19 protein-coding genes are annotated in these 22,512 nt (G+C 62.5%); 10 read left to right on the top strand and 9 right to left on the bottom strand.

Annotated elements, in window-relative coordinates:
* Window positions 1-33: 33 nt before the first annotated feature.
* Together BJQ17_RS17710 and BJQ17_RS17705 are read right to left on the bottom strand one after the other, a co-directional pair.
* Entirely contained in the window at window positions 34-2,394 is a 2,361-nt protein-coding gene (locus BJQ17_RS17710; protein ID WP_070096387.1) for a DNA polymerase II, read from the bottom strand.
* Between the two features lie 66 nt (window positions 2,395-2,460).
* Complete coding sequence (locus BJQ17_RS17705; RefSeq protein WP_070096386.1) at window positions 2,461-3,651, bottom strand: MFS transporter; 1,191 nt, start codon at window positions 3,649-3,651, stop codon at window positions 2,461-2,463.
* Between the two features lie 117 nt (window positions 3,652-3,768).
* Between BJQ17_RS17705 and BJQ17_RS17700 the strand changes: the two genes are divergently transcribed.
* A complete protein-coding gene (locus BJQ17_RS17700) occupies window positions 3,769-4,665 on the top strand; it encodes a LysR family transcriptional regulator (RefSeq protein ID WP_070096385.1) in 897 nt (298 codons plus the stop codon).
* Here the strand turns inward: BJQ17_RS17700 and BJQ17_RS17695 are convergent.
* Window positions 4,646-5,566, bottom strand: coding sequence for a LysR substrate-binding domain-containing protein (locus tag BJQ17_RS17695; RefSeq protein ID WP_003250438.1), 921 nt, complete (start codon window positions 5,564-5,566; stop codon window positions 4,646-4,648). The genes BJQ17_RS17700 and BJQ17_RS17695 overlap by 20 nt on opposite strands.
* Window positions 5,567-5,726: 160 nt before the next feature.
* On the opposite strand from BJQ17_RS17695, the gene BJQ17_RS17690 reads away from it, so the two are divergent.
* The 7 genes from BJQ17_RS17690 (at window position 5,727) to BJQ17_RS17660 (ending at window position 11,093) form a co-directional block, all read left to right on the top strand.
* Window positions 5,727-6,515 (top strand): YqcI/YcgG family protein, encoded by a 789-nt coding sequence (locus BJQ17_RS17690; protein WP_014861807.1) that lies wholly within the window; start codon window positions 5,727-5,729, stop codon window positions 6,513-6,515.
* A gap of 2 nt (window positions 6,516-6,517) precedes the next feature.
* Window positions 6,518-7,144 (top strand): LysE family translocator, encoded by a 627-nt coding sequence (locus tag BJQ17_RS17685; protein ID WP_003250434.1) that lies wholly within the window; start codon window positions 6,518-6,520, stop codon window positions 7,142-7,144.
* A gap of 39 nt (window positions 7,145-7,183) precedes the next feature.
* Window positions 7,184-8,266, top strand: a complete 1,083-nt coding sequence (locus BJQ17_RS17680; protein WP_070096384.1) for a hypothetical protein — start codon at window positions 7,184-7,186, stop codon at window positions 8,264-8,266.
* A gap of 138 nt (window positions 8,267-8,404) precedes the next feature.
* Complete coding sequence (locus BJQ17_RS17675) at window positions 8,405-9,100, top strand: hypothetical protein (protein ID WP_070096383.1); 696 nt, start codon at window positions 8,405-8,407, stop codon at window positions 9,098-9,100.
* Window positions 9,101-9,247: 147 nt separating this feature from the next.
* Window positions 9,248-9,940, top strand: coding sequence for an AzlC family ABC transporter permease (locus BJQ17_RS17670; RefSeq protein ID WP_003250429.1), 693 nt, complete (start codon window positions 9,248-9,250; stop codon window positions 9,938-9,940).
* On the top strand, window positions 9,937-10,251 hold the full coding sequence (locus tag BJQ17_RS17665) for an AzlD domain-containing protein (RefSeq protein WP_003250427.1): 315 nt from the start codon (window positions 9,937-9,939) through the stop codon (window positions 10,249-10,251). Before BJQ17_RS17670 ends, BJQ17_RS17665 begins: the two co-directional genes overlap by 4 nt.
* Window positions 10,248-11,093 (top strand): AraC family transcriptional regulator, encoded by an 846-nt coding sequence (locus tag BJQ17_RS17660; RefSeq protein WP_003250425.1) that lies wholly within the window; start codon window positions 10,248-10,250, stop codon window positions 11,091-11,093. Before BJQ17_RS17665 ends, BJQ17_RS17660 begins: the two co-directional genes overlap by 4 nt.
* A 48-nt stretch (window positions 11,094-11,141) precedes the next feature.
* Here BJQ17_RS17660 and BJQ17_RS17655 read toward each other — a convergent pair whose 3' ends face one another.
* Entirely contained in the window at window positions 11,142-12,359 is a 1,218-nt protein-coding gene (locus tag BJQ17_RS17655; protein WP_012052945.1) for an MFS transporter, read from the bottom strand.
* Between the two features lie 456 nt (window positions 12,360-12,815).
* Between BJQ17_RS17655 and BJQ17_RS17650 the strand changes: the two genes are divergently transcribed.
* Entirely contained in the window at window positions 12,816-13,043 is a 228-nt protein-coding gene (locus BJQ17_RS17650; protein WP_003250422.1) for a hypothetical protein, read from the top strand.
* Window positions 13,044-13,090: 47 nt separating this feature from the next.
* On the opposite strand, the gene BJQ17_RS17645 is transcribed toward BJQ17_RS17650, so the two are convergent.
* The 5 genes from BJQ17_RS17645 to BJQ17_RS17625 form a co-directional block, all read right to left on the bottom strand.
* The gene (locus BJQ17_RS17645; protein ID WP_004573777.1) at window positions 13,091-13,573 is read right to left on the bottom strand and encodes a copper chaperone PCu(A)C; all 483 of its coding nucleotides are present in this window, start codon (window positions 13,571-13,573) and stop codon (window positions 13,091-13,093) included.
* Window positions 13,574-14,182 carry an SCO family protein gene (locus BJQ17_RS17640; RefSeq protein ID WP_003250418.1) on the bottom strand — a complete coding sequence of 203 codons (609 nt, stop codon included), beginning with the start codon at window positions 14,180-14,182 and terminating at the stop codon, window positions 13,574-13,576. It lies immediately after the preceding gene.
* A 196-nt stretch (window positions 14,183-14,378) separates the two neighbouring features.
* The gene (gene nfuA / locus BJQ17_RS17635; RefSeq protein ID WP_003250416.1) at window positions 14,379-14,963 is read right to left on the bottom strand and encodes a Fe-S biogenesis protein NfuA; all 585 of its coding nucleotides are present in this window, start codon (window positions 14,961-14,963) and stop codon (window positions 14,379-14,381) included.
* A 58-nt stretch (window positions 14,964-15,021) separates the two neighbouring features.
* On the bottom strand, window positions 15,022-16,056 hold the full coding sequence (locus BJQ17_RS17630; protein ID WP_004573784.1) for an acyltransferase: 1,035 nt from the start codon (window positions 16,054-16,056) through the stop codon (window positions 15,022-15,024).
* 194 nt (window positions 16,057-16,250) lie between these two features.
* Window positions 16,251-18,551, bottom strand: coding sequence for a fatty acid cis/trans isomerase (locus BJQ17_RS17625; RefSeq protein ID WP_047604101.1), 2,301 nt, complete (start codon window positions 18,549-18,551; stop codon window positions 16,251-16,253).
* 182 nt (window positions 18,552-18,733) lie between these two features.
* Between BJQ17_RS17625 and metH the strand changes: the two genes are divergently transcribed.
* The gene (gene metH / locus BJQ17_RS17620) at window positions 18,734-22,441 is read left to right on the top strand and encodes a methionine synthase (protein ID WP_004573789.1); all 3,708 of its coding nucleotides are present in this window, start codon (window positions 18,734-18,736) and stop codon (window positions 22,439-22,441) included.
* Window positions 22,442-22,512 lie beyond the last annotated feature (71 nt).

Below are 22,512 nucleotides of genomic sequence, written 5' to 3'. Positions count from 1 at the left end.
CGTCAGGCTGACGCCTAGCTATCTACCACCCGCTCAGAACAGCAGTAACTGATGGTCGGTAAGGCGCGCGAAATCATCGCCGACAAAGGGCAGGATGGCGTCGGCCACCGGCAGTAGCTGACGGCTGATGTAGTGATCGTAATCGATCGGTGCCTGCAGGTTTTCCAGCGGCTCAGGGCCGGCGGTGGTGATCACGTAACTGATCCAGCCCCCACGCTGGTACTGCAGAGGGCGCTGCAGACGCTTGTTGTAGTCGTCGGCAAGGCGTGCGGCACGCACATGCGGCGGCACGTTGCGCTGGTAATCGGCCAGCGGGCGACGCAGGCGCTTGCGATAAACCAGCAGTTCGTCCTGCTCGCCCGCCAACGTTCGCCGCACGTACTCGCGGACATAATCACGGTAGGGCTCGCTGCGGAACACTCGGCCGTAGAGTTCCTGCTGGAACTGCCGGGCCAGCGGTGACCAGTCGGTGCGCACCGATTCCAGGCCCTTGTAAACCATTTCTTCAGCACCGTCGGCCCGCTGCACCAGGCCGGCATAGCGCTTTTTGCTGCCTTCATCGGTACCGCGGATGGTGGGCATCAGGAAGCGTCGGTAATGCACCTCGAACTGCAGCTCGAGGGCGCTCTGCAGGTTCATGGTCTCGTGCAGATGGGCTTGCCACCATTGGTTGACCTTTGCCACCAGCTCGCGGCCGATGCGCGCCGCGTCTGCCTCGGCGTGGGCACCCTTGAGCCAGACAAAGGTGGAGTCGGTGTCACCGTAGATTACATCGTAGCCACACGCCTCGATCAGGGACCTGGTCTGGCGCATGATCTGGTGGCCGCGCATGGTGATCGACGACGCCAGGCGCGGGTCGAAGAAACGGCAACCGCTGGAGCCAAGCACGCCATAAAAGGCATTCATGATGATTTTCAAGGCCTGCGACAGCGGCGCATTGCCCTCGCGCTTGGCCGCTTCCCTGCCCTGCCACACCCGTTCGACGATGGCTGGCAGGCAGTGCTGTGTGCGTGAAAAACGCCCACCGCGAAAGCCCTCGACCGAATGTGCGTCATCAGGCTGACGCAGGCCTTCGATCAGCCCGACCGGGTCGATGAGAAAGGTCCGGATGATCGACGGGTACAGGCTCTTGTAGTCCAGCACCAGCACCGAGTCGTAAAGCCCTGGCCGCGAATCCATGACAAACCCGCCGGGGCTGGCTTCGTCAGGGCGGCTGCCAAGGCTGGGCGCGACAAAGCCAAGGCGGTGCATCTGTGGAATGTACAAGTGACAGAACGCGGCTACCGACCCACCGCTGCGGTCCACGGCCAATCCCGTCACCGAGGCACGTTCGAGCAGGAAGTCGAGCAGCCGGGTATGGGCGAAAATGCGCGTGACCAGTTCACAGTCCTTCAGGTTGTAGCGCGCCAGGGCCGGTTTGTCTTCGGCGAAGCGGCGATTGATTTCGTCCATGCGTTGGTACGGCGTGTCGATGGCCTTGCCTTCACCCAGCAGGGTCTGGGCAACGTTCTCCAGGCTGAACGAGGCAAAGCTCCAGGTGGCCGAACGCAACGCCTCGATGCCATCGATCAGCAGCCGCCCCGGCGCATCGGCGAAAACATGGCCGCCACCGGCATGGCTGCGCAGGGTCATGACCGCACCGTTGCGCCCCAGGGCCAGTGGCACCTGCAACGACTTGGCATGCTCATGCAGCAGGCGCAGGTCGAACTGCACCAGGTTCCAGCCAATGATCGCGTCCGGGTCATGCCTGGCCATCCACTGGTTGAGCCGGGTAATCAAGGCGGCGCGATCAGCGCAATACTCCAGGTCGAAGTCAAGCCCGGTGGCATCGCCGTTGGCCGGGCCGAGCATGTACACCTGGCGCTGACCACAGCCCTCCAGCGCGATGCTGTACAGCTCGCCACGCTCGCTGGTCTCGATGTCCAGCGACACCAGGCGCAGCGCCGGGCGATAGCCTGGCTGCGGCTTGAGCTGGGCGTCCCGGTAAACGCCCTGCGCATCCGGCTGACCAGTGAACTGCACCGACGCCGTGATGAAGCGCTCCATGAGGTAACGCTCCGGCGGGCGGATATCGGCCTCGAACACGTCGATACCGGCCGTGCGCAGACGCTGCTCCAGTTGCATCAACTGGCGATGCTGGCGGGTGTAGAGGCCGAGCATTGGGCGATGCTCGAAGTCCTTCAGGCGCAGTGGCTTGAGCTTGGTCCCTGCTTCGTTGGCCAGCAGCACACGGGCATGCTCGGCCTGCGCCTGAGGAATGAAAGCCACCGACTCCTGCGCCGCCAGCCGCAACAGCCGCGGCCCGGCATCGGTGGCCAGCCAGAACTCCACGCAGGTGCCTTCCGGCGTATCGTGCCAGTGCCGGGTCAGGACAAAACCCTGCTGCAACTCCACTGCGTCGACCTCTGGATTGTCTGTAGATGGCGTTATTCTACCTGTGTCGTGCCTGGCATGAGTGTTTTAGCGCCTCCCCGCCACAAAACCGCTTCCCCGCCCGGCCACGGCCAGCAGCCAGGCCAAGGCGATCAACCCCAGCACCACCCCGCCAAACCACGCCACGCCGGCCCCAGCCAGCAGCAATCCGCCAATGATTCCGCCCAGGGCAATGGCGCAGTTCCACACCGTCACCAGCATCGACTGCGCCACATCACCACCCTGGCCTGCGGCGTCGGCGCACGCTGTCTGCAGCAGGGTCGGGGCGCCGCCATAGGTCATTCCCCACAGGGCGATGCTCAGGTACACAAGCCACGACGATGCCTGCCCCAATGCCAGCGTGGCCAAGGCAAAACCGGCCAGGCTCAGCAACACCAGCTTGCGCAGGTGCCGGTCGACCAGCAGCCCTACCAGGCCGATCCCGGCCAGCGCCGACAGACCAAACACCATCAGCACCGGGCCAATGTCCGCAGCCATGCCAGCCGCCGCCAGCAACGGCACGATATAGGTGTAGAGAATGTTATGGCCAAGGATCCAGGTGAGGATCACCAGCAGTACGACCAACACCCCCGGCGTGCGCAATACCTGCATGGCCGCCGGGCGCTTGTCGGCAGCCTGCCCCGGGTAGTCCGGCACGGATCGCAACACCCACACCACCAGCAGCGACGCCACCAGCGTGACGACCACGAACGTCGCGCGCCAGCCCAGCCCCGCTCCCAGCCAGGTCGCAATCGGCAAGCCGAGCGACAAGGCAATCGGCTGCCCGAGCATGGCCAGCGCCATGGCCCGGCCCTGCAACGGTACCGGCACCATGCGCCGGGCATGGCCAGCGATCAGGCCCCATGCCAGGCCGGCCGCAGCCCCCGTGAAAAAGCGCAGCACCAGGGTCAGGCTGTTGGAGTCCGATAGGGCCGTCAGCCCGTTGAACAGCACGAAGCCGATGATCGCCAGCAACAGCGCCCGGCGCCGATACCAGCCTTGGGTCAATGTCACCAACGGGATGGCGGTCAGTAACGAGCCCAAGGCATACGCCGTGACCCATTGCCCAGCCATGGCCTGGCTGATGTGCATGCCATCAGCGATCTGGTCGAGCAGACCCGCCGGCAGGGTTTCGCTGAGGATGGCGATGAAACCGGTCATGGCCAGCGCCAGCAGCCCGCCAACGGGCAGACGTTCGTTGCTGGCGGCCAGCACCGGTGCGGAAGATGTCTGGGACATTGCAAATGCCTTGAGTGAGAGACGAGGCGAACAGTCTGCAAGACCAGGCCATTGCGGAAAAAGACGGTTACAATGCCGCTCACCCAGGACATCAGCGTCCGTAATCAGGAGTGCGACATGGACAGCCTCAGCGGCTTCGTGGTCTTCAATCGGGTGGCCGAAACCCGCAGCTTCATGGCCGCCAGCCAGTCACTGGGGATCAGTGCCTCGGCAGTGGGCAAGCGCGTGGCGCGCCTGGAAAGCCGCCTGGGCGTGCGCCTGTTCCACCGCAGCACACGCAGCATCACCCTCACCGCCGAGGGCACGATGTTCCTCGAACGCAGCCGGCGCATCCTTGCCGAAATCGAAGCCACCGAGCAGGAGCTGTCGCAGGCCAGCGAAACGCCGCGCGGGCGCCTGCGGGTGAGCATGCCGCAGGTGACCAGACTGGTAATGCCGGCCCTGGCCGAGTTCATGGCCCTGTACCCACAGGTTGAACTGGACCTGGACTTCTCCGACCGCATGGTGGATATCGTTGGTGAAGGCTTCGATGTGGTGATGCGCGGCGGGCAGCCGGTGGATTCCCGGCTCAGCGCCAAATTCCTCGGGCACTTTCAGCACCGCCTGGTAGCCTCGCCCGAGTACCTGCGCGAACGCGGCACACCCTTGCACCCACGCGACCTGGCAGCGCATACCTGCCTGCATTATCGCTTCCCCAGCAACGGCAAGCTGGAAACCTGGCCGCTGCGCCAGGAGCATCCCGAGCACGCCTATGACATCCCCATCTCGATGGTCTGCAACCACGTCGAAACACGCGTCTGCTTTGCCTTGAACCACCGCGGCATTACCTGTCTGCCGGACTTCAACGTGGGTCGTGAATTGGGCAATGGCTCACTGGTCAGTGTCCTCGACGACTTCATGGAACGGCGCGGCAGCTTCTATCTGCTGTGGCCGTCCGGGCGGCAGATGCCGCCAAAGTTACGGGTATTCATCGACTTCATGCTCGATCGGGTATTCAACCGTACAGGTAGTTGATGTCCTTGTAGGCCAGCGGCGGTACCTGGCCGAGCAGGAAGTCACGCAGCTTGTGCATTTGCCGCGCTTTTGGGCTGGCCTTGAGCCAGGTCATGTAGTAACCGTCGCCGGTGGCCACGGCATGCTTGAAAGGCGTGACCAGGCGCCCGGCGGCCAGGTCGGTGCTGGCCAGTACCAGATCGACCACTGAAATGCCCAAGCCTTGCTGGGCGGCCGATATGCCCTGGTCGAGGGTATCGAACACCTGCCCCTGGTCGATGCTGATGTCCAGCGCATCCATTCGCGCCAGCCAACGCCGCCAGTCACGCCGGTCGGGTGACGGGTGCAGGAACTCGCATCGGGGCAGGTCGGACAGTTGCGGTTGTGCCTGCGTCATGTAATCCGGATGGCATACCGGGATCAGCCATTCATCGAACAGCTTGAAACTCTCGATATCGGCGGGAAAACGCCCGCTGGCCAGGAGAATGGCGCAGTCATAGGGCTCGGAATAGAAGTCCACGCTGTCGATATCCATCCACACACTGGACAGCTGCACGCTGCAGTTGTCCTCGACTTTCTTGAACGCATCCAGCGCCCGCAGCAGCCAGCGCACCGTGAGCGTGGACGGCGCCTTCAGGCGCAGGCCGTAGCGATCCTGACGCAGCAGTGCGCAGGCATTTTCGATGATCTTGAAGCCTACCTTCAGCTCTTGCGCCAGCAGGCGGCCGTGCTCGGTCAGGCTCAATTTCGGGCCCCGACGTTCGAACAGGTCGCAGCCGAACAGGGCTTCGAGGGTCTTGATGTGGTGGCTGACGGCGCCCTGGGTCAGGGCCAGTTCCTCAGCAGCGCGGGTGAAAGAGCCATAGCGAGAGGCCACCTCAAAGGCACGCAGCGCGTGCAAGGCCTGAATCCGTTCCGACATGGCGGCGTCCCGAGCATGAGTAAGACTAATAGTAGGTCATAACTCCACGCGTTTTACAACGACAGGAGCGTCTCGGAAAATGCCGGTAAATAACAAACATAACCAAGATCCTGCCTGCATGTGACTGGAACGTTCACTTAAATCAACGCCTGGGGAAATCATGTTTACGGGATATGGAAATTGCTATCGCCTGGATGCGCTGGAGCTCGCCGCTGAACATGGACACACCATGCAACACTGGACGTTCAAAACCATAGAACACTTTCGCAGTATTCTCGCCAACCCCGAATTCCCCTGCCTGTTCGGCCGCAAGGCGGTAAACGGCGAAACCTGCCACATTCTCTTCGCCCGCGCCGAGCAACTGGCCGATGATATCGCACAGGGCCTGGCCAATTATGTGCGCACCGTCGCACCGATCGCACCCAAGCAGCGCATCGGCAGCCCATTGGTGGTGTTTCTCGAAACCGCCGCCGGCAGCAGCCTGGCCGAGCAACAGGCCTTGGCCTGGAAGGTACTGCGCGGCGTGCATGCGCGCGACCCGCACCCTTGGCCGCAGGGCATCCCGACCGATCCCGACGATACCGGCTGGTCATTCTGCTATGCCGGCATGCCGCTGTTCATCAACATGAACTTCCCCGGCCATCAGCAGATGAAAAGCCGCAATCTGGGCCAGCACATCACCTTCGTCATCAACCCGCGGGAGAACTTCGACGAAGTGGCCAACGCCAGCACCGAGAGTGGCAAGCGCATCCGCGAACGGATTCGCGAGCGCGTGCACCACTACAACGACGGCGTTGTGCCCGACACCCTTGGCTTTTTCGGCGATACCGACAACTACGAGTGGAAGCAGTATCAACTGCAGGAGGCAGGCTCGCTCAACCCGTCACGCTGCCCCTTCCATGCCCATGCCGCACACCAGGCGACACCCGACATACTGATCGAGAACTGACCGTGAATACCGCACTCACCGCCACCTACGCCCTCACCGTGCTGCTACTGATCGCCACTCCCGGCCCGGTGGTGGCACTGATCGTCAACACTGCGGCCGCCTCCGGCTCGCGCAAGGCCATGTTCACCGCCGTCGGCACCAACTGGGCATCACTGGTGCTGATCGGCGCGGCAGCGTGGATCATCCTCACCAGTGCCGCCATCGACAAAACATGGCTCAGCACCATGAGCCTGCTGGGCTGCCTGTTCATCGGCTACATTGCCATGGGCACGTTGAGGGACGCCCTGCAGGCACCCGCGTCAGACGCGGCGAGCGAGGCCCCCAAGGCTGGGCGCGGTGGGCTGATGCAAGGCTTCATGGTGGGCATTTCCAACCCGAAAGACATCATTTTCTTCATCGCCTTCTTCCCGCAGTTCATTCAGATCACCGAATCGTTCGGCAAGAGCATGGTGGTGCTGTCGCTGCTGTGGGTGGCCATCGATTTCGCCGTGCTCAGCCTGTACATCTTCGCCATCGGCAAGATCGCCTCGCAGCGCAGCAACCGCATCATCAGCCTGGCGTCGGGCGTCGCCCTGCTGCTGATCGCCGCCGGCGGCCTGCTGTACAACCTCAAGGAACTGGCGGCCTGAATCTGCTGCAAAGTACCCGGCTTAAGCGAAGGAGAGACCATGACCACGACTGACACGCGCCCGTCTCCTTCGCCGCTGCAGCAGGACTACCAGCGCTTTCTCCTGCTGGGCAGTCGCCGTGCCCCCTATACCCTGCATGTGCACGAAACCGGCTACCGCTCCGGCACCATCAACACCGATGCCCTTGGCTTGCGCTACAGCCATTGCGCCGGCAAGCGCTTTTCGGCGGCCGAGCACGGTGGTGCGTCGCGCATCAACCTGCTGGTCGGCGGCTCCACAGCCCTGGGCATCGGCGCCAGCTCCGACGAACACACGGTGGCCTCGCACCTGTCGATGCTCACGGGCGAAGTCTGGCTGAGCCTGGCCGGCTGCGGGCTCAACGCCACCCAGGAATTGATGATGTTCCTGACCCACCAGCACCGCCTTGGCCAGCTCGGCCATGTGGTGGTGCTCAGTGGCCTCAACAGCCTGGCCCACGAAGCCCTGTGTGAAGTCCTCGCAGGTACCAACGACCCGCAGCACGCCAAGGCCTACCAGGCCTTTCTCAACAGTTTCAGCGAAGGCATGCAGCCCTGCGCACCGCCCCGTCGGCAGTCGCTGTGGCGGCGCATCGGCCAGGCGCTGGCCCCTCCCGTGGTCACAGCCCCGGTCAGCTGGCAACTGTCCTCCCCGGAAAAACGACTGGCCCGTGCCGCCGACAACATTGGCCGCACCTTGCGCCAATGGGACCGTCTGCTGGCAGACAGCCACGCCACGCTCACCTTCATCCTGCAACCGCTGCTGCCCTGGTGCCGGGATACCCTGCCCGCCGGCGAGCAAGCCATGCTGACCGCGCTGCAGCAACAACCGGCCAACTTCGACCGGCTGCTGGAGGGGGCATTCGACAGACAGTTGCATTCGGCATTTTTCCGCCGTATCAAAAGCCAGGCCGACCCGGTGCCCTGCTACGACATGAACTGCATGCTCGACAGCTCGCCCGTGTTCGGCGCAGACCTGTTCATCGACCGCCTGCACCTGAACGATCTGGGCAACAATGCCTTGGCCAAGGTGATCACCGCCAAGCTTGGGCTGGCCCAGGAAAAACATGCCCAGCGCAAGGTCACGCCGATCAAGCTCGTCTGACAGTTGTCGGGTGGTCTTTCGGCCACCCCCCTTGGGTGGCTAGAATACGTCGTCGTTACGATTTGCCCGAGGCGCACGTTTGACCGCCATGAACACCGAAGTCGTCCATCCGTACCTGGCCATCCATGGGGTTTGCCTGTGAGCCTTGTGCGACGCCTGCCCCCGCTGTTGGCTGCGCTGCTGCCACTGGCCGCGCAAGCGCTGGAGGTACGCATCGACCCTCATGCCGACTTGCTCTACCGTCAGGCCTTGCCACTACTGGAGCAGGCCGATAACCAGGACGACGCTGCCAGCACGCTGCGCACAGCAGCGGGCGGCGATCCAGAGCTTAGCCGCCAGGGCCAGGCCATGGCCCACACGTTGCCAACGGCGGTAGCCCTGCTGAAAAAATCGGTAGCGCTTGGCCACCCGGTCGCACAGTACCGTCTGGCGCTGTACTACATGACGTACCTGCCCGCCGCGCAAATCCCGGACGCCGCCTGCCCGTTGCTCGAAGCCAGCCTCCAGCAGGGGTTTGCCGCACCGGCGCCCGCCATTGCCACCTGGTGCCGGCCCTACAACGTCAGCAGCGAGTACCGTACAGCGCTGGAGGCCATCCCCAGCATGGCCACCGTGTACGCCCCCTACTACCCGCAACCGGCCACACGCCTGGCTTGCAACCGCAGCCGGCCACAAGGCCTGGAAATGCTGTGGGGGCGACAGCGCGACTACCAGGCCGAGGTGTACCGCCTGCTTGGCGACCTCGACCCACAGCAACGCAAGAGCCTGCTGCAGAAAGCCGTAGACATCAATGGCTGCGCAACGGCGCAACAGCTGCTGACCAGCCACCCATAACCCAGGGTCATTCAGGGCCGCTTTGCGGCCCTGTTGTCAGTTGGCCACTGAGGTTGAGGCGAACACGCCTAGACCAGCAAGATCGTTCAAGCCATCCCCTGCCCCGTCTGTCATGCTGGCCTGCCTCGTAGCCGTCATGCAGCCATCATGCCCCACATCGCCCGCCAAGCCTTTCTTCACGGCGCCATTGCCATTCTCCCGTTGTCCCTGGCCGTTGCCCCTTGGGGCCTGCTGGCCGGTTCCATGGCAATCGAGGCCAACCTCAGCGCCTGGCAGGGGCAGGGGCTGTCGGCCATCGTCTTCGCCGGCGCCGCGCAGCTGGTGGCCATTGGCATGCTCAAGGGGGGTGCCAACCTGGCGTCGATCCTGCTCACCACCCTGCTGCTGACCTCGCAGCACCTGCTGTATGGCCTGTCGATGCGCCCGCTACTGTCCAGCCAGCCGCTGCGCTGGCGCCTGGGCCTGGGCTTTCTGCTGACCGACGAATTCTTCGCCCTGACCAGCCAGTACGACCAGCAGCAATTCAACCGCTGGTATGCCTTGGGGGTGGGCCTGACCTTCTACATCGCCTGGAACCTGTTCACCCTGGCCGGCATACTGCTGGGCCAGAATATTCCACACCTGGACCAGTTCGGCCTGGATTTCTCCATTGTCGCCACTTTTGTCGCCCTGATCGCGCCGCTGGTGCGCAACCTGGCCACCGTGGTGTGCGTAGCCGTGTCGCTGTTCTGTTCGGTGCTGTTCAGCTACTGGCACTGGGAAACCGCCCTGGTGGTCGCAGGCCTGCTGGGCATGAGCGCCGGGTTCATCTGCCAGAAATTCGCCGGAGCCCGCGCATGATCTGGATCCTGATTTTCGCCATGGGCGCCATCGTGTTCCTTAACCGGTACGCATTCCTGGAGCCGCGCCTGCCCTTGCGCCTGAGCTCGAATGCCCGGCAGTTTCTCGGCTTTGCCGTGCCGGGCATGCTCACCGCCATCTGCGGCCCGATCATCTTCATGGCTGACCACCAGCTCAACCTGAGCGTGCTCAACCCCTACCTGCTGGGCTCCCTTGTGGCCATCGCCCTGGTGCTGTTGACCCGCAGCGTATTGCTGAGCATGCTGGTGAGCATGTTGATCTTCTTCCTTCTGCGCAGCTGGCTGGCATGAGCCCGCCCTTGCGCGAGCAGACACACCTCTGGCAGGCGCCAGCCCTTGGCGACGTCGAGATGCTGCACGCTCGCTACTACCAGCAGCGCTTCGCCCCGCATGTGCACGAGGGCTATGTATTCACCGTGATCGAGTCGGGCGCTCAGCGCTTCTGGCACCGCGGCAGCGAGCACCTGGCACCGGTCGGCAGCATGGTGCTGATCAACCCCGACGAACTGCACACCGGCGCTACGGCCCATGAAGCCGGCTGGCGTTATCGCGGCTTCTATCCCGAGCACGAGCGGGTGACCGGTGTGCTCGACGAACTGGAACTGGGCCGCCACGGCATGCCCAGCTTCAAGGACAGCGTGATCCATGACCCGGCCCTGGCCCTCGCGTTCAGCCAGCTGCATCAGTTGTCCGAAGCCAGCGCCAGCGCCTTGCAGCAGCAGACGGCCTGGCGCCAGGCGGTGCTGGCCCTGGTGCAGCGGCACGGGCAGTGCGCCGAGCCTTCGGCCCCTGGCCACGAACCCCTGGCCGTAGCCCGCGCCCGCGAACTGCTGGAAAGCCAACTGGCCGACCCGCCCTCACTGGAAGCGCTGGCGGCAGCAGTCAACCTGTCGCCGTTCCACTTCGCCCGGGTGTTCCGCCAGGCCACCGGACTGCCACCCCATGCCTGGCTGAAGCAACGCCGCCTGGCCCGCGCCCGCGAAATGCTGAAGCACGGCCTGGCCGCTTCGCAAGTGGCGTTCGACCTCGGCTTTGCCGACCAGAGCCATTTGAGCCGGCAGTTCAAGCAAGCCTATGGGGTGACCCCGGGGGCGTATCGGCAAGCCTGCGTTCACTCTGCTCTGCGCGCGTGAAAGGGCGGCAGCGCCCTCTCCAACTTGCATCTATACGCCAGGCCCAAGCTATGTACGGCTGTCGACATCTGGGCCACGTCCTTTCATGTTCCAGCGCACTGGCGCGATGAATAACATGAGCGTCATCCAGATAAAGGTTGCCGGCCCCGCAAGCACGAAGACCAAACTGGCAATCAATCCTGATACGGCATCACCCATCACGGCGGTGAAGTAATAGAGGGAAAAATTCCTGCCCACTTCATGCTCCCTCGACAAGCACTGGATGTTGGTCACGATTGCGATATCGACAAATGCACCAATGAAGCCAACCAGGAACAGAATCAACAGGAACAGCCAGTTATTGAATTGCAGCGCCACTGCTGCAGCAAAAAATAGCCCGCCATAGAGCATCCAGTAGCGCAGCACCATTGCTGCGGTTGTACGAGGATTGAAGCGCGTGTAAAGCATGCCCCCCACCACCGTGCCTGCCGCAAGCAGTGAAAACACGTATCCAACCGCCGCTTCAGAGGCGAAGTGCTCCAGCACCGATGCTGGAAGGATAAAGCGAATCACCGACGTGGCGAACATCGCACAGAGTGTGGTGCAGCCAATGACAGCGAACAACGGCGCATTGCCGGCCCTCAACTGACTCACACTGCTCGCCGCATCCCTGATTATGGCGCACCCATCGAATGCCTGTTGGACACTACGCCTGGCAGGCGTCAGGGTAGCGATACAAATGGCCGACACGACAAGGCACATTGCAAAAAACAAGAAAGTGGCTTCTCGAGACAGCAGTAACACACAGGCCGAAAAGACCAGCGGCCCGAGGATCGAGGCGGCGTCCTCGATCACCTGGATACCGCTGTTCACCGTGGCTAACTCATCCTTTTCGACAAGGTCCGGAAAGTACGCGCGAAACGTGGGCACATAAAGGCATTCGAGCGCTGTCATGACCATTGCGAGGCCCACCAACGCAAGTAATACTGGCGTGAACACGCTGAACAAGGCAAAGAAGGAAAGTGCCAGCAGGCCTTTTGTCACCTCGATTGCTAATAGTGTGTGTTTCTTGTTGGCGTTATCTGCCAGCCAGCCACCCAATGGCGAAAACACCACACTTGGCAAGTAACGAAAAAAGTAGGCGATGCCGATCAAAAGCATATCCGCATCTGTGATGGACACGATCGCCACGGCAAATGCAGCCTCGAAGGCAAATTCACCACATTTGGAAAAGCTGTAGCCCAGCGACAGCGAACGCGTTCCGGGGTTAAGGCGCAATGCCAGCATTAGCGGGTACTTCCTGGCGACATCGCTCCTGAACACTCGGATTGTAAATTCATATGGGCACTCCTTTGAGCCGATTGAGATTGCCAAATATTGGCCAACTCAATCTAAGACTCGGCCAGGATTGAGCTCAACATGAAAGTTGTAACAACGCCGATGCTTTCTGCAAGCGAAAATCAGAAACGCGGAATTTTCCTACAACAACCATGCTTTGAATGCAGACCCGACGGCATTTTCCCGACTGTGCAGTTGAGCACTTCAACAGGTCACGTTCAGATACCGAGCCCTGAATCCCTTGCATGGCACGAGCATCAACTTTAAACATGCCGTTTATAAGTAACGAGTTGTTACTGCGCCGCAAGAGCAACCACTGGCAGCTGCCGCAGCGCGCCTTGCAAAGGCCGCAAGAGCCTGGCCAACCCTCTGCTACACTGACAAGGCTGAATGGAGGATCCTGTCATGTCCGAAAGAGAGCTCACCACCCTTCTGTCGTTGATGAACCAGCGCCAGGCCTGTCTGAGCAGTGCCTGCAAGGAGATTGCCGACTGGATCGACCGGCAGGGCGATGTGCCCGCCGCCGGCAAGATCCGCGCTAGCCTGAAGGCACTGGAGGCCGATGAGGCCCAGGTTCGAAAGACCCTGACGTCGCTGACCCTCGACAGACCGCTGCCGCGCTTTCGTAGCTGAAAGGCGCAGTTGAAAAAAAGGGCCGCTGAACGCGGCCCTTTGATCTGTCAGTGGTTCATGTGCATGTGATCATGCCCACCACCCGCGTCGGCGTTGAGTGCACGCACTTGCGCCTGAACGTCCAGGGTTTCCTTGGCGCCCTTGGCATCCTCGATGGTCAGGGTCAGTGGCACTTTGTCACCCTCCTTCACCTGATTGTTCAGGCCCATCAGCATGACATGCAGGCCATTCGGGTCCAGGGTCACTGCCTTGCCGGCTGGCAATTCGACAGCCTTGACCTCACGCATGCCCATCACGTCACCGTTCATGGTCATCTCGTGCACCTGCACGGTCTTGGCCACGGGCGAAGCCACACCCACCAGCTTGCTGTCGCTGCTGGCAGTCAGGACCATGAACGCACCGGTGGACTGCTGATGCGGCACGCTGGCACGCACCCAGGCATCACTCACGGTGGTCTGGGCCAGGGCCGGCAGGGCCAGCCCCATCAGTACCAGGGCAGCCAAACCGCGTTTGATCGGTTGCATCGACATTCAGCAGATCTCCATCAGGGTGACCAGATCTTCGGCGCATTCCTTGGCGTTCAGGGAATGGCCCAGGCTCAGGCGCAGGGTGCCACGTGTATCGTAGACGTAGCTGGTGGACGAATGAGAAATGGTGTAGGTGTCTCCGGCCGGAACCTTCTCGTAGAACACCTTGAATTCCTTGGCCACCGCGGCAATTTCCTCGGGGGTGCCGGTCAGCGCGGTGAACGTCGGGTCGAAGGCCTTGACGTAGGCATCGAGCACCTCGGGCGTGTCGCGCTCCGGGTCCAGGGTGATGAATACCACCTGGAACAGGTCGCGGTCGCGGCCCCTCAGCAGCTTGCGAATCTGCGCCGCCCGCGCCAGCGTGGTCGGGCAGACGGCCGGGCACTGGGTGAAGCCGAAGAAGACCATCGGCATGCTGCCGTAGAAGCTCGACAGGGTGCGCACGTTACCTTGCGGGTCTTTGAGGCTGAACTTGCGCCCGAGGATTTCGTTGCTCATGTTCTTGCCGTACTTGAACTCGAGCCCCCGGGCCGGGCTGCAGCCTGCCAGCAGGCCAAGCCCGAGAACGCCCATGCCGGCGACAACCGCACGCCGGGTCAAAAGATCATTCATGAAACCATCCTTTACAGGGAAGGTGCCGGCCCTCGGGACGGGCCGGTCGAAAAACCGGGGCATTCTGGCATGACACCCAGAGGGGTTCTACCCGACCATGGCGGGTATGGCCTGCAGCCCTTTGAATACGGGCTGCGGCCTGTTGTCGCAGGGGTTGAAACCGTAACACTTTGTTGCTAAGGGAGCCGCCTTCAACTCAGTAGTAGGCGTTTTCTTTCTGGCTGTGGTCAGTCACGTCGCGCACGCCCTTCAGCTCCGGAATACGCTCGAGCAGGGTGCGCTCGATGCCTTCCTTCAGGGTGACATCGGCCTGGCCGCAACCCTGGCAGCCACCACCGAACTGCAGCACGGCAATGCCGTCATCGACCACGTCCACCAGGCTCACCTGGCCGCCATGGCTGGCCAGGCCGGGGTTGATCTCGGTCTGCAGGTAGTAGTTGATACGCTCGTTGATCGGGCTGTCTTCGTTGACCATCGGCACCTTGGCGTTTGGCGCCTTGATGGTCAGCTGGCCGCCCATGCGGTCGGTGGCGTAGTCGACCAGTGCGTCTTCCAGGAACGGTACGCTGACGGCGTCCAGGTAGGCAGTGAAGCTTTTCAGACCCACGGCGGTGTCGTCAGGCTTCTCTTCGCCCGGCTTGCAGTAGGCGATGCACGTCTCGGCGTACTGGGTGCCCGGCTGGGTGATGAAAATGCGAATGCCGATGCCGGGCGTATTCTGCTTGGAGAGCAGATCGGCCAGGTAGTCATGGGCGGCGTCGGTAATGGTTATAGCGCTCATGTAGGTTCCTCACAGACTTGCGGCCAAGTGTACGCCAACCCAGCCTTCGAACAAAGTCCTAGCAATTGACTCGGGAAAGCGCATATTCAGGGGCCGGCCCCCGTTGCGCCGCCAGCCAGGCCTGCATTCGCCGGTACAGGCCGCGCTCCAGCCACTGGTAGCTGAACCACGACATTAGTCCAATGGACGGCACGCACAGGGCAAATGTCAGGAACGGGTTCAGATGCAGGCGCTCACTGGCGAACCAACCGGCATACAGCACCAGCACATGTATCAGGTACACCGAGTACGAACAGTCGCCAAGGGCCTTGAGCAGCCGATTGCCCTGGAACAGCGGCTCCATGGCCACGAAGGCCAGGACGACCATCGCACTCGGTAACCCCCAGTGCAGCAAGCGCTGGGAAGCGTCCAGATAGTAGATCGCCATGCCCGCCACACCCAGCAACGCCAGCGGCAACCACCGGCCCTGGCGGATCAGCCCGCGGCGGTACAGTACGCCGACACCAATGCCCAGCAGAAACTCGTAGATGATGCCGTTGTTGTAGAAGCGGCTGACCACGCCCATGCGCCCCAGTACCTCACTGACCAGCAACAGAGCGGCAGTCACCAGCAGCAGGTGATGCCGTTGGCGTACCAGGAAGGCCAGGCCGAACAGCAGGTAGAAGAACATCTCGAAGTTCAGCGTCCAGCCCACGTTCAGGGTTGGGTACAGGCCATAGCCACCTGGGTTTTCCGCCGGGATGAACAGCAGCGACAGGAACAGGTGCCGCCAGTCAAACGCCTGATGTGGCATCCATTGGCTGAATGCCAGCAGCAACATGGCCATCAGGGCTGTGTAGAACCAGTAGGCAGGGACGATGCGCAGCGCCCGATTGAGCAGGAACTGGCGTGGTTCGATGGTTTTGTCGCGGGTCGACAGGTAGATGACCAGCCCACTGATGACGAAGAAGATGTCGACGCCTACGGCGCCACGGTCGGTGAGCAGTTGGCCGATGGGGCCGGTGGCGTGGAAGTCGAAGAAGATCTGCATGAAATGGTGGCAGACCACCACCCAGGCGGCGAACGCCCGCAGTGCCTGAAGCGAATACAGCATGGAATACCCTGCGCTTGGCGGTGCATTGAGGCCCGTATCGAGTGCAGAGGCCAGCGCCAGCCTTGAGAGCCGCGCCGTACCTGTTGTAGGAGCGGGTTCACCCGCGAAGGGCTGCAAAGCAGCCCCCTTTGCAATCGATCAAGACCACCCACCCGTTCCGACCGCAAGGTACTCGGAAAGGTCAGCCAACCCGATCAGAGGTTCTCGTACCGGTTCATGTCCAGCACGCCCGCCTCGACCGGTTCGGTTTCCTTGATATAGCTGTTCAGGTCATGGAAATAGCGCCAGAACGCCGGGTGACTGCGGCGCACACCCCAGCGCATGACAATGCGCTCGAACTTCGCCGCGTCATCTTTGGCGTACTCCATGTCCTCGACGAACTCCGGCACATCCTTGGTCGGGATGTTGAAGATGAAGTTCGGGTAGCTGGAGAGCACCCCCGGGTACAGGGTCAGGGTATCCAGCCCCGGCTGGTAGCGGTACGCCTCACCCAGCAGGAACGCCACGTTGCTGTGCGCGCGGTTGCGCAGCAGGCTGTACACCTGACGTTGGCCGTCCTGCCCTTCGATACGCAGCATGGTCGCCTCGGGCAACTGGTTGATCACCTTCAGTCCGGCCGCCGGGCGCGACACCAGACGGCTGAGCGACTGCTCGGCATTGCGGAATTCTTCGCTCATCTGCGGCCGTGAGCAGAACGCGCCCTGGCAGCGGTTGATCGGGTCCGGTGCGGCATTCAGGCTGCCGGTGCGCTGCAGCAGCTTCAGGCCAAAGTCGCGTTTGGGGTTGCGCGGGTCGAGCTTGATGCCACTCGGGGTGTCGGTGTCGATGTCTTCATAATCCATCCACATCTTCACCTTGCCACTGTTCTGGTACCAGTCGCCAAGGATCGCCTTGCGCTGGTCGGCCGGCATCAGGCGCAGGAAGTTGACCTCGGCGCCGTTGCGGATCAGGTCGAAGTACAGGCGCGTCTGCAACTGGTGCGAAACGTTGCCATACACATCGAAGTTGACCGCCAGCTGGTAATACGTGCGCTCGAACAACGGGTAGTCGAACAGCCACACGGTCAGCGGCACATCCCCCACCAGGCCCTTGGTCACCGATGCGCTGTCGAAGTGGCGGAAGATGCTCAGCAGCGCATTGTCGTTACCGGCCCACAGCGTCGACCATCTCGGTGCCGGCATTTCGGCATAGGCTTCACGGCGCAGTTTCTCGTAGTCGTTGCGCTTGTCACGATAAGCGTGCCACAGGCTCAGCACACTGCCCACGTCATCGATCTGACCAGGCATGGCCAGCAGCGGGGTAGCCTCGCCGCGGTACTTGGCATCGGTGATGTAGCGATCGAAGGCCGGCTCCTGGAACAGCGCCCAGAAGTTGTCGCGGATCACGTCAGTGGCAATTTGCCCGCGGCACACCGGGCCACGGATGAAGGTGCGCACGAAGTACTCGGCGTTATCCAGCATGAACTGGTAGCGCGCCACCGCCGGGATCGCCTCGAAGGTTTCAAACGGATTGGCCCGGTGGCGCGGGCCGTAGCCCGGAAGCGCGGCAGCATGCCAGTCGCCGGCATAGAACAGCTGCTTCACGCGCTTGAGCTTCTGCGGCCCCATCGGGTAGGTGATGTGCGTCTTGTGCACGATCACGCCCTGCACCGGGATCAACCGGTAGTAGAAGTCCGTGCCCGGTGGGTCGTTGGGGCGGCGGGTGGCAATGATATCGACCGGCTTGCCACTTGGCGTGCGCGAGCGCACCCACTGGAAGAAGTGGCCCTGCTCGCCGCCAGCGAAATGGATGTGCGCCAAAAACAGGTGCTCGTACAGCCAGCGGCCCACCAGCGCCTCGGTGGAACCCGGGCGGTTGAGCAGTTCTTCCCACTCTGCGATCTGCCTGGCTTCGGCCGCGCTAGGCTGGATCGGCTGGTACTCCACCGGCGCACCGGCCGCCAGCCAGCGGCGCAGGGTGGCGTATTCGTCGTCGGTCAGCCCGGTCACCGCCAGCGGCATGCCCTCCTTGGGGTGTGCGCCGGCATAGGCGTCGAATTCATGGGGCAACGGGCACATGTTGTTGCGGCTCAGGCCCAGGACGATCTCTTCGGGCAGCTTGGCGTTGGGCGTAAGCGGGGTCTTGTGGCCCAATTCCAGCATGCGCGCCATCAACGCGGCCTGACCGCCCTGATTGTCGAGCACCGAGTAGAAGCCCTTCTTGCGCCACTGCTCTTCGCTGTGTGCGTCGTAGAACAGCCGCGTGGTGGGCACCGCCTTGCTCCGCTCGCCCTGGTACACCGGGACCTTGCTGGCCCCGCGTACCGCGCCTTCAGGGCTTTCCAGCTTGAGCTGGCAGGCGGCGTCGTTGCAGGCGTGGCAGGCCACGCACTTCTCGGTGAAGATCGGTTGAATGTCCCGGGTGTAGGAAATAGCCGGGCTCGACTGGGGGGCCTGCCCGAATACCGCGCCGCTGATGAGCAAGGCGAAGGCGCCGGCAAGGATACGATGCACCATGTGCGGAAAGTCCTGGTTCTTGAAAGCCATCACGATTTGTTGCCTGGTCGTCCTGGGTGCTTTGCGCTGCCTCCACCCGCCCAACATGAGCAGTTTTCATGCAAATGGGCGACATGCCTAAAAACCGCGCAGCTTTGTTATGATTCGGCACCTTCTGATATTCGCCCGACCAGGTAGTTCCTATGTCCGACCGCAGCGCTCGTCTCCAAGCACTCCAGAACGCACTCAAAGAGCGCATCCTGATCCTCGACGGCGGCATGGGTACTATGATCCAAAGCTACCGTCTGGAGGAACACGACTATCGTGGCACGCGTTTTGCCGATTGGCCAAGCGATGTGAAGGGTAACAACGACTTGTTGCTGCTCAGCCGCCCGGACGTGATCGCCGCCATCGAGAAGGCCTATCTGGATGCCGGTGCCGATATTCTCGAAACCAACACCTTCAACGCCACGCAGATTTCCCAGGCCGACTACGGCATGGAGTCGCTGGTTTACGAGCTGAACGTCGAAGGCGCGCGCATCGCTCGCCAGGTTGCCGATGCCAAGACCTTGGAAACGCCCGACAAGCCGCGCTTCGTTGCCGGCGTGCTCGGCCCTACCAGCCGAACCTGTTCGATTTCCCCAGACGTCAACGACCCAGGGTTTCGCAACGTCACCTTCGACGAGTTGGTAGAAAACTACATCGAGGCCACCCGCGGCCTGATCGAAGGCGGCGCCGACCTGATCCTGATCGAAACCATCTTCGACACCCTCAACGCCAAGGCGGCGATCTTCGCCGTGCAGCAAGTGTTCGAGGACGACAACGTCGAACTGCCGATCATGATCTCCGGCACCATCACCGACGCCTCCGGCCGTACCCTGTCGGGGCAGACCACCGAAGCGTTCTGGAACTCGGTGCGCCACGCCAAGCCGATTTCCGTGGGCCTTAACTGCGCCCTCGGCGCCAAGGACCTGCGCCCGTACCTGGAAGAGCTGGCCACCAAGGCCGACACCCACGTGTCCGCCCACCCCAACGCAGGCCTGCCGAACGCCTTCGGTGAGTACGACGAAACCCCGGCCGAGATGGCCGCGGTGGTCGAAGAATTCGCCGCCAGCGGTTTCCTCAACATCATCGGCGGTTGCTGCGGCACCACCCCAGGCCATATCCAGGCCATTGCCGAAGCCGTGGCCAAGTACAAGCCGCGCGAGATCCCGGAAATCGCCAAGGCCTGCCGCCTGTCGGGCCTGGAGCCGTTCACCATCGACCGCCAGTCGCTGTTCGTCAACGTCGGTGAGCGCACCAACATCACCGGTTCCGCCAAATTCGCCCGGCTGATCCGCGAAGAGAACTATACCGAAGCCCTGGAAGTCGCCCTGCAGCAAGTCGAGGCCGGCGCTCAGGTAATCGACATCAACATGGACGAAGGGATGCTCGACTCCCAGGCGGCCATGGTCCGGTTCCTCAACCTGATCGCGGGTGAACCGGACATTTCGCGTGTACCGATCATGATCGACTCGTCCAAGTGGGAAGTGATCGAGGCCGGCCTCAAGTGCATCCAGGGCAAGGGCATCGTCAACTCCATTTCCATGAAGGAAGGCGTCGAGCAGTTCAAGCACCACGCCCGCCTGTGCAAGCGCTATGGCGCTGCCGTGGTGGTCATGGCTTTCGACGAAGTCGGCCAGGCCGACACTGCCGCGCGCAAGAAGGAAATCTGCCAGCGCAGCTATGACATCCTGGTCAACGAAGTGGGCTTCCCGCCAGAAGACATCATCTTCGACCCGAACATCTTCGCCGTCGCCACCGGTATCGAAGAGCACAACAACTACGCCGTCGACTTCATCGAAGCCTGTGCCTATATCCGCGATCACCTGCCCCATGCCCTGAGCTCGGGTGGCGTGTCCAACGTGTCGTTCTCGTTCCGTGGCAACAACCCGGTGCGTGAGGCGATCCACTCGGTGTTCCTGTACCACGCGATCCAGAACGGCCTGACCATGGGTATCGTCAACGCCGGCCAGCTGGAGATCTACGACGAGATCCCGGCCCAGCTGCGTGAAAAGGTCGAGGACGTGGTGCTCAACCGCACCCCGCATGGCACCGATGCACTGCTGGCCATCGCCGACGACTACAAGGGTGGCGGCGCAACCAAGGAAGTGGAAAACGAAGAGTGGCGCTCGCTGCCGGTGGAAAAACGCCTGGAGCACGCGCTGGTCAAGGGCATCACCGCGTTCATCGTCGAAGACACCGAAGAATGCCGCCAGCAGTGCGCGCGCCCCATCGAAGTGATCGAAGGCCCGCTGATGAACGGCATGAACGTGGTCGGCGACCTGTTCGGCGCGGGCAAGATGTTCCTGCCGCAGGTGGTCAAGTCGGCCCGCGTCATGAAACAGGCCGTTGCTCACCTGATCCCCTTCATCGAAGCCGAAAAAGGCGACAAGCCGGAAGCCAAGGGCAAGATCCTGATGGCCACGGTGAAAGGCGACGTGCACGACATCGGCAAGAACATTGTCGGCGTGGTGCTGGGCTGTAACGGTTACGACATCGTCGACCTTGGCGTGATGGTGCCGGCGGAGAAGATCCTGCAGACAGCCCGCGAGCAGAAGTGCGACATCATCGGCCTGTCCGGCCTGATTACCCCGTCGCTGGACGAAATGGTCCACGTTGCCCGCGAAATGCAGCGCCAAGGCTTCGAACTGCCGCTGATGATCGGTGGCGCCACCACCTCCAAGGCGCACACGGCGGTCAAGATCGAGCCCAAGTACAGCAACGACGCAGTCATCTACGTCACCGACGCTTCGCGCGCGGTCGGCGTGGCCACCCAGTTGCTGTCCAAAGAACTCAAGCCGGGCTTCGTCGAGAAGACCCGCCTGGAATACGTGGACGTGCGCGAGCGCACCGCCAACCGCAGCGCCCGCACCGAGCGCCTCAGCTACGCCCAGGCGATCGCTGCCAAGCCGCAGTACGACTGGGCCAGCTACCAGCCAGCGGTGCCCTCCTTCACCGGCGTCAAGGTGCTGGAAGACATCGATTTGCGCACCCTGGCCGAGTACATCGACTGGACCCCGTTCTTCATCTCCTGGGACTTGGCCGGCAAGTTCCCGCGCATCCTCACCGACGAGGTGGTTGGCGAGGCTGCTACGGCGCTGTACAAGGATGCCCGCGAAATGCTCGACAAGCTGATCGACGAGAAGCTGATCAGCGCCCGCGCGGTATTCGGCTTCTGGCCGGCCAACCAGGTGGCCGATGACGACATCGAAGTCTACGGCGAAGACGGCCAGGCACTGGCCACCCTGCACCATCTGCGCCAGCAGACCATCAAGCCGGACGGCAAGCCCAACTGGTCGCTGGCCGACTTCGTCGCACCGAAAGACAGCGGCGTGACCGACTACGTAGGTGGTTTTATCACCACCGCCGGCATCGGTGCCGAGGAAGTGGCCAAGGCTTACCAGGACAAGGGCGACGACTACAGCTCGATCATGGTCAAGGCCCTGGCCGACCGCCTGGCCGAAGCCTGTGCCGAATGGCTGCACGAGCAGGTGCGTAAAGAGCACTGGGGCTATGCCCGCGACGAGCACCTGGACAACGAGGCGCTGATCAAGGAACAGTACAGCGGCATCCGCCCTGCGCCGGGCTACCCGGCCTGCCCCGACCACACCGAAAAGGAAACCCTGTTCCGCCTGCTCGATGGCACCGCCATCGGTGAGACCGGGCCAAGCGGGGTGTACCTCACCGAGCACTTCGCGATGTTCCCGGCGGCGGCGGTCAGCGGCTGGTACTTCGCCCACCCGCAGGCGAAGTATTTTGCCGTAGGCAAGGTCGACAAGGACCAGATCGAACGTTACAGCGCACGCAAAGGCCAGGATATCAGCGTAAGCGAGCGCTGGCTGGCGCCTAACCTGGGGTATGACAGCTAAACGACTGCGCTGGCTTCTTCGCGGGCTCGCCCACACAGGTATGAAACAGGCCTCAAGGGCCGTGATTTACC

Source organism: Pseudomonas sp. NBRC 111139, from assembly GCF_001753955.1.
GTDB classification, from domain to species: domain Bacteria; phylum Pseudomonadota; class Gammaproteobacteria; order Pseudomonadales; family Pseudomonadaceae; genus Aquipseudomonas; species Aquipseudomonas alloputida.
This window is presented reverse-complemented; position numbering and strand designations above follow the sequence as displayed.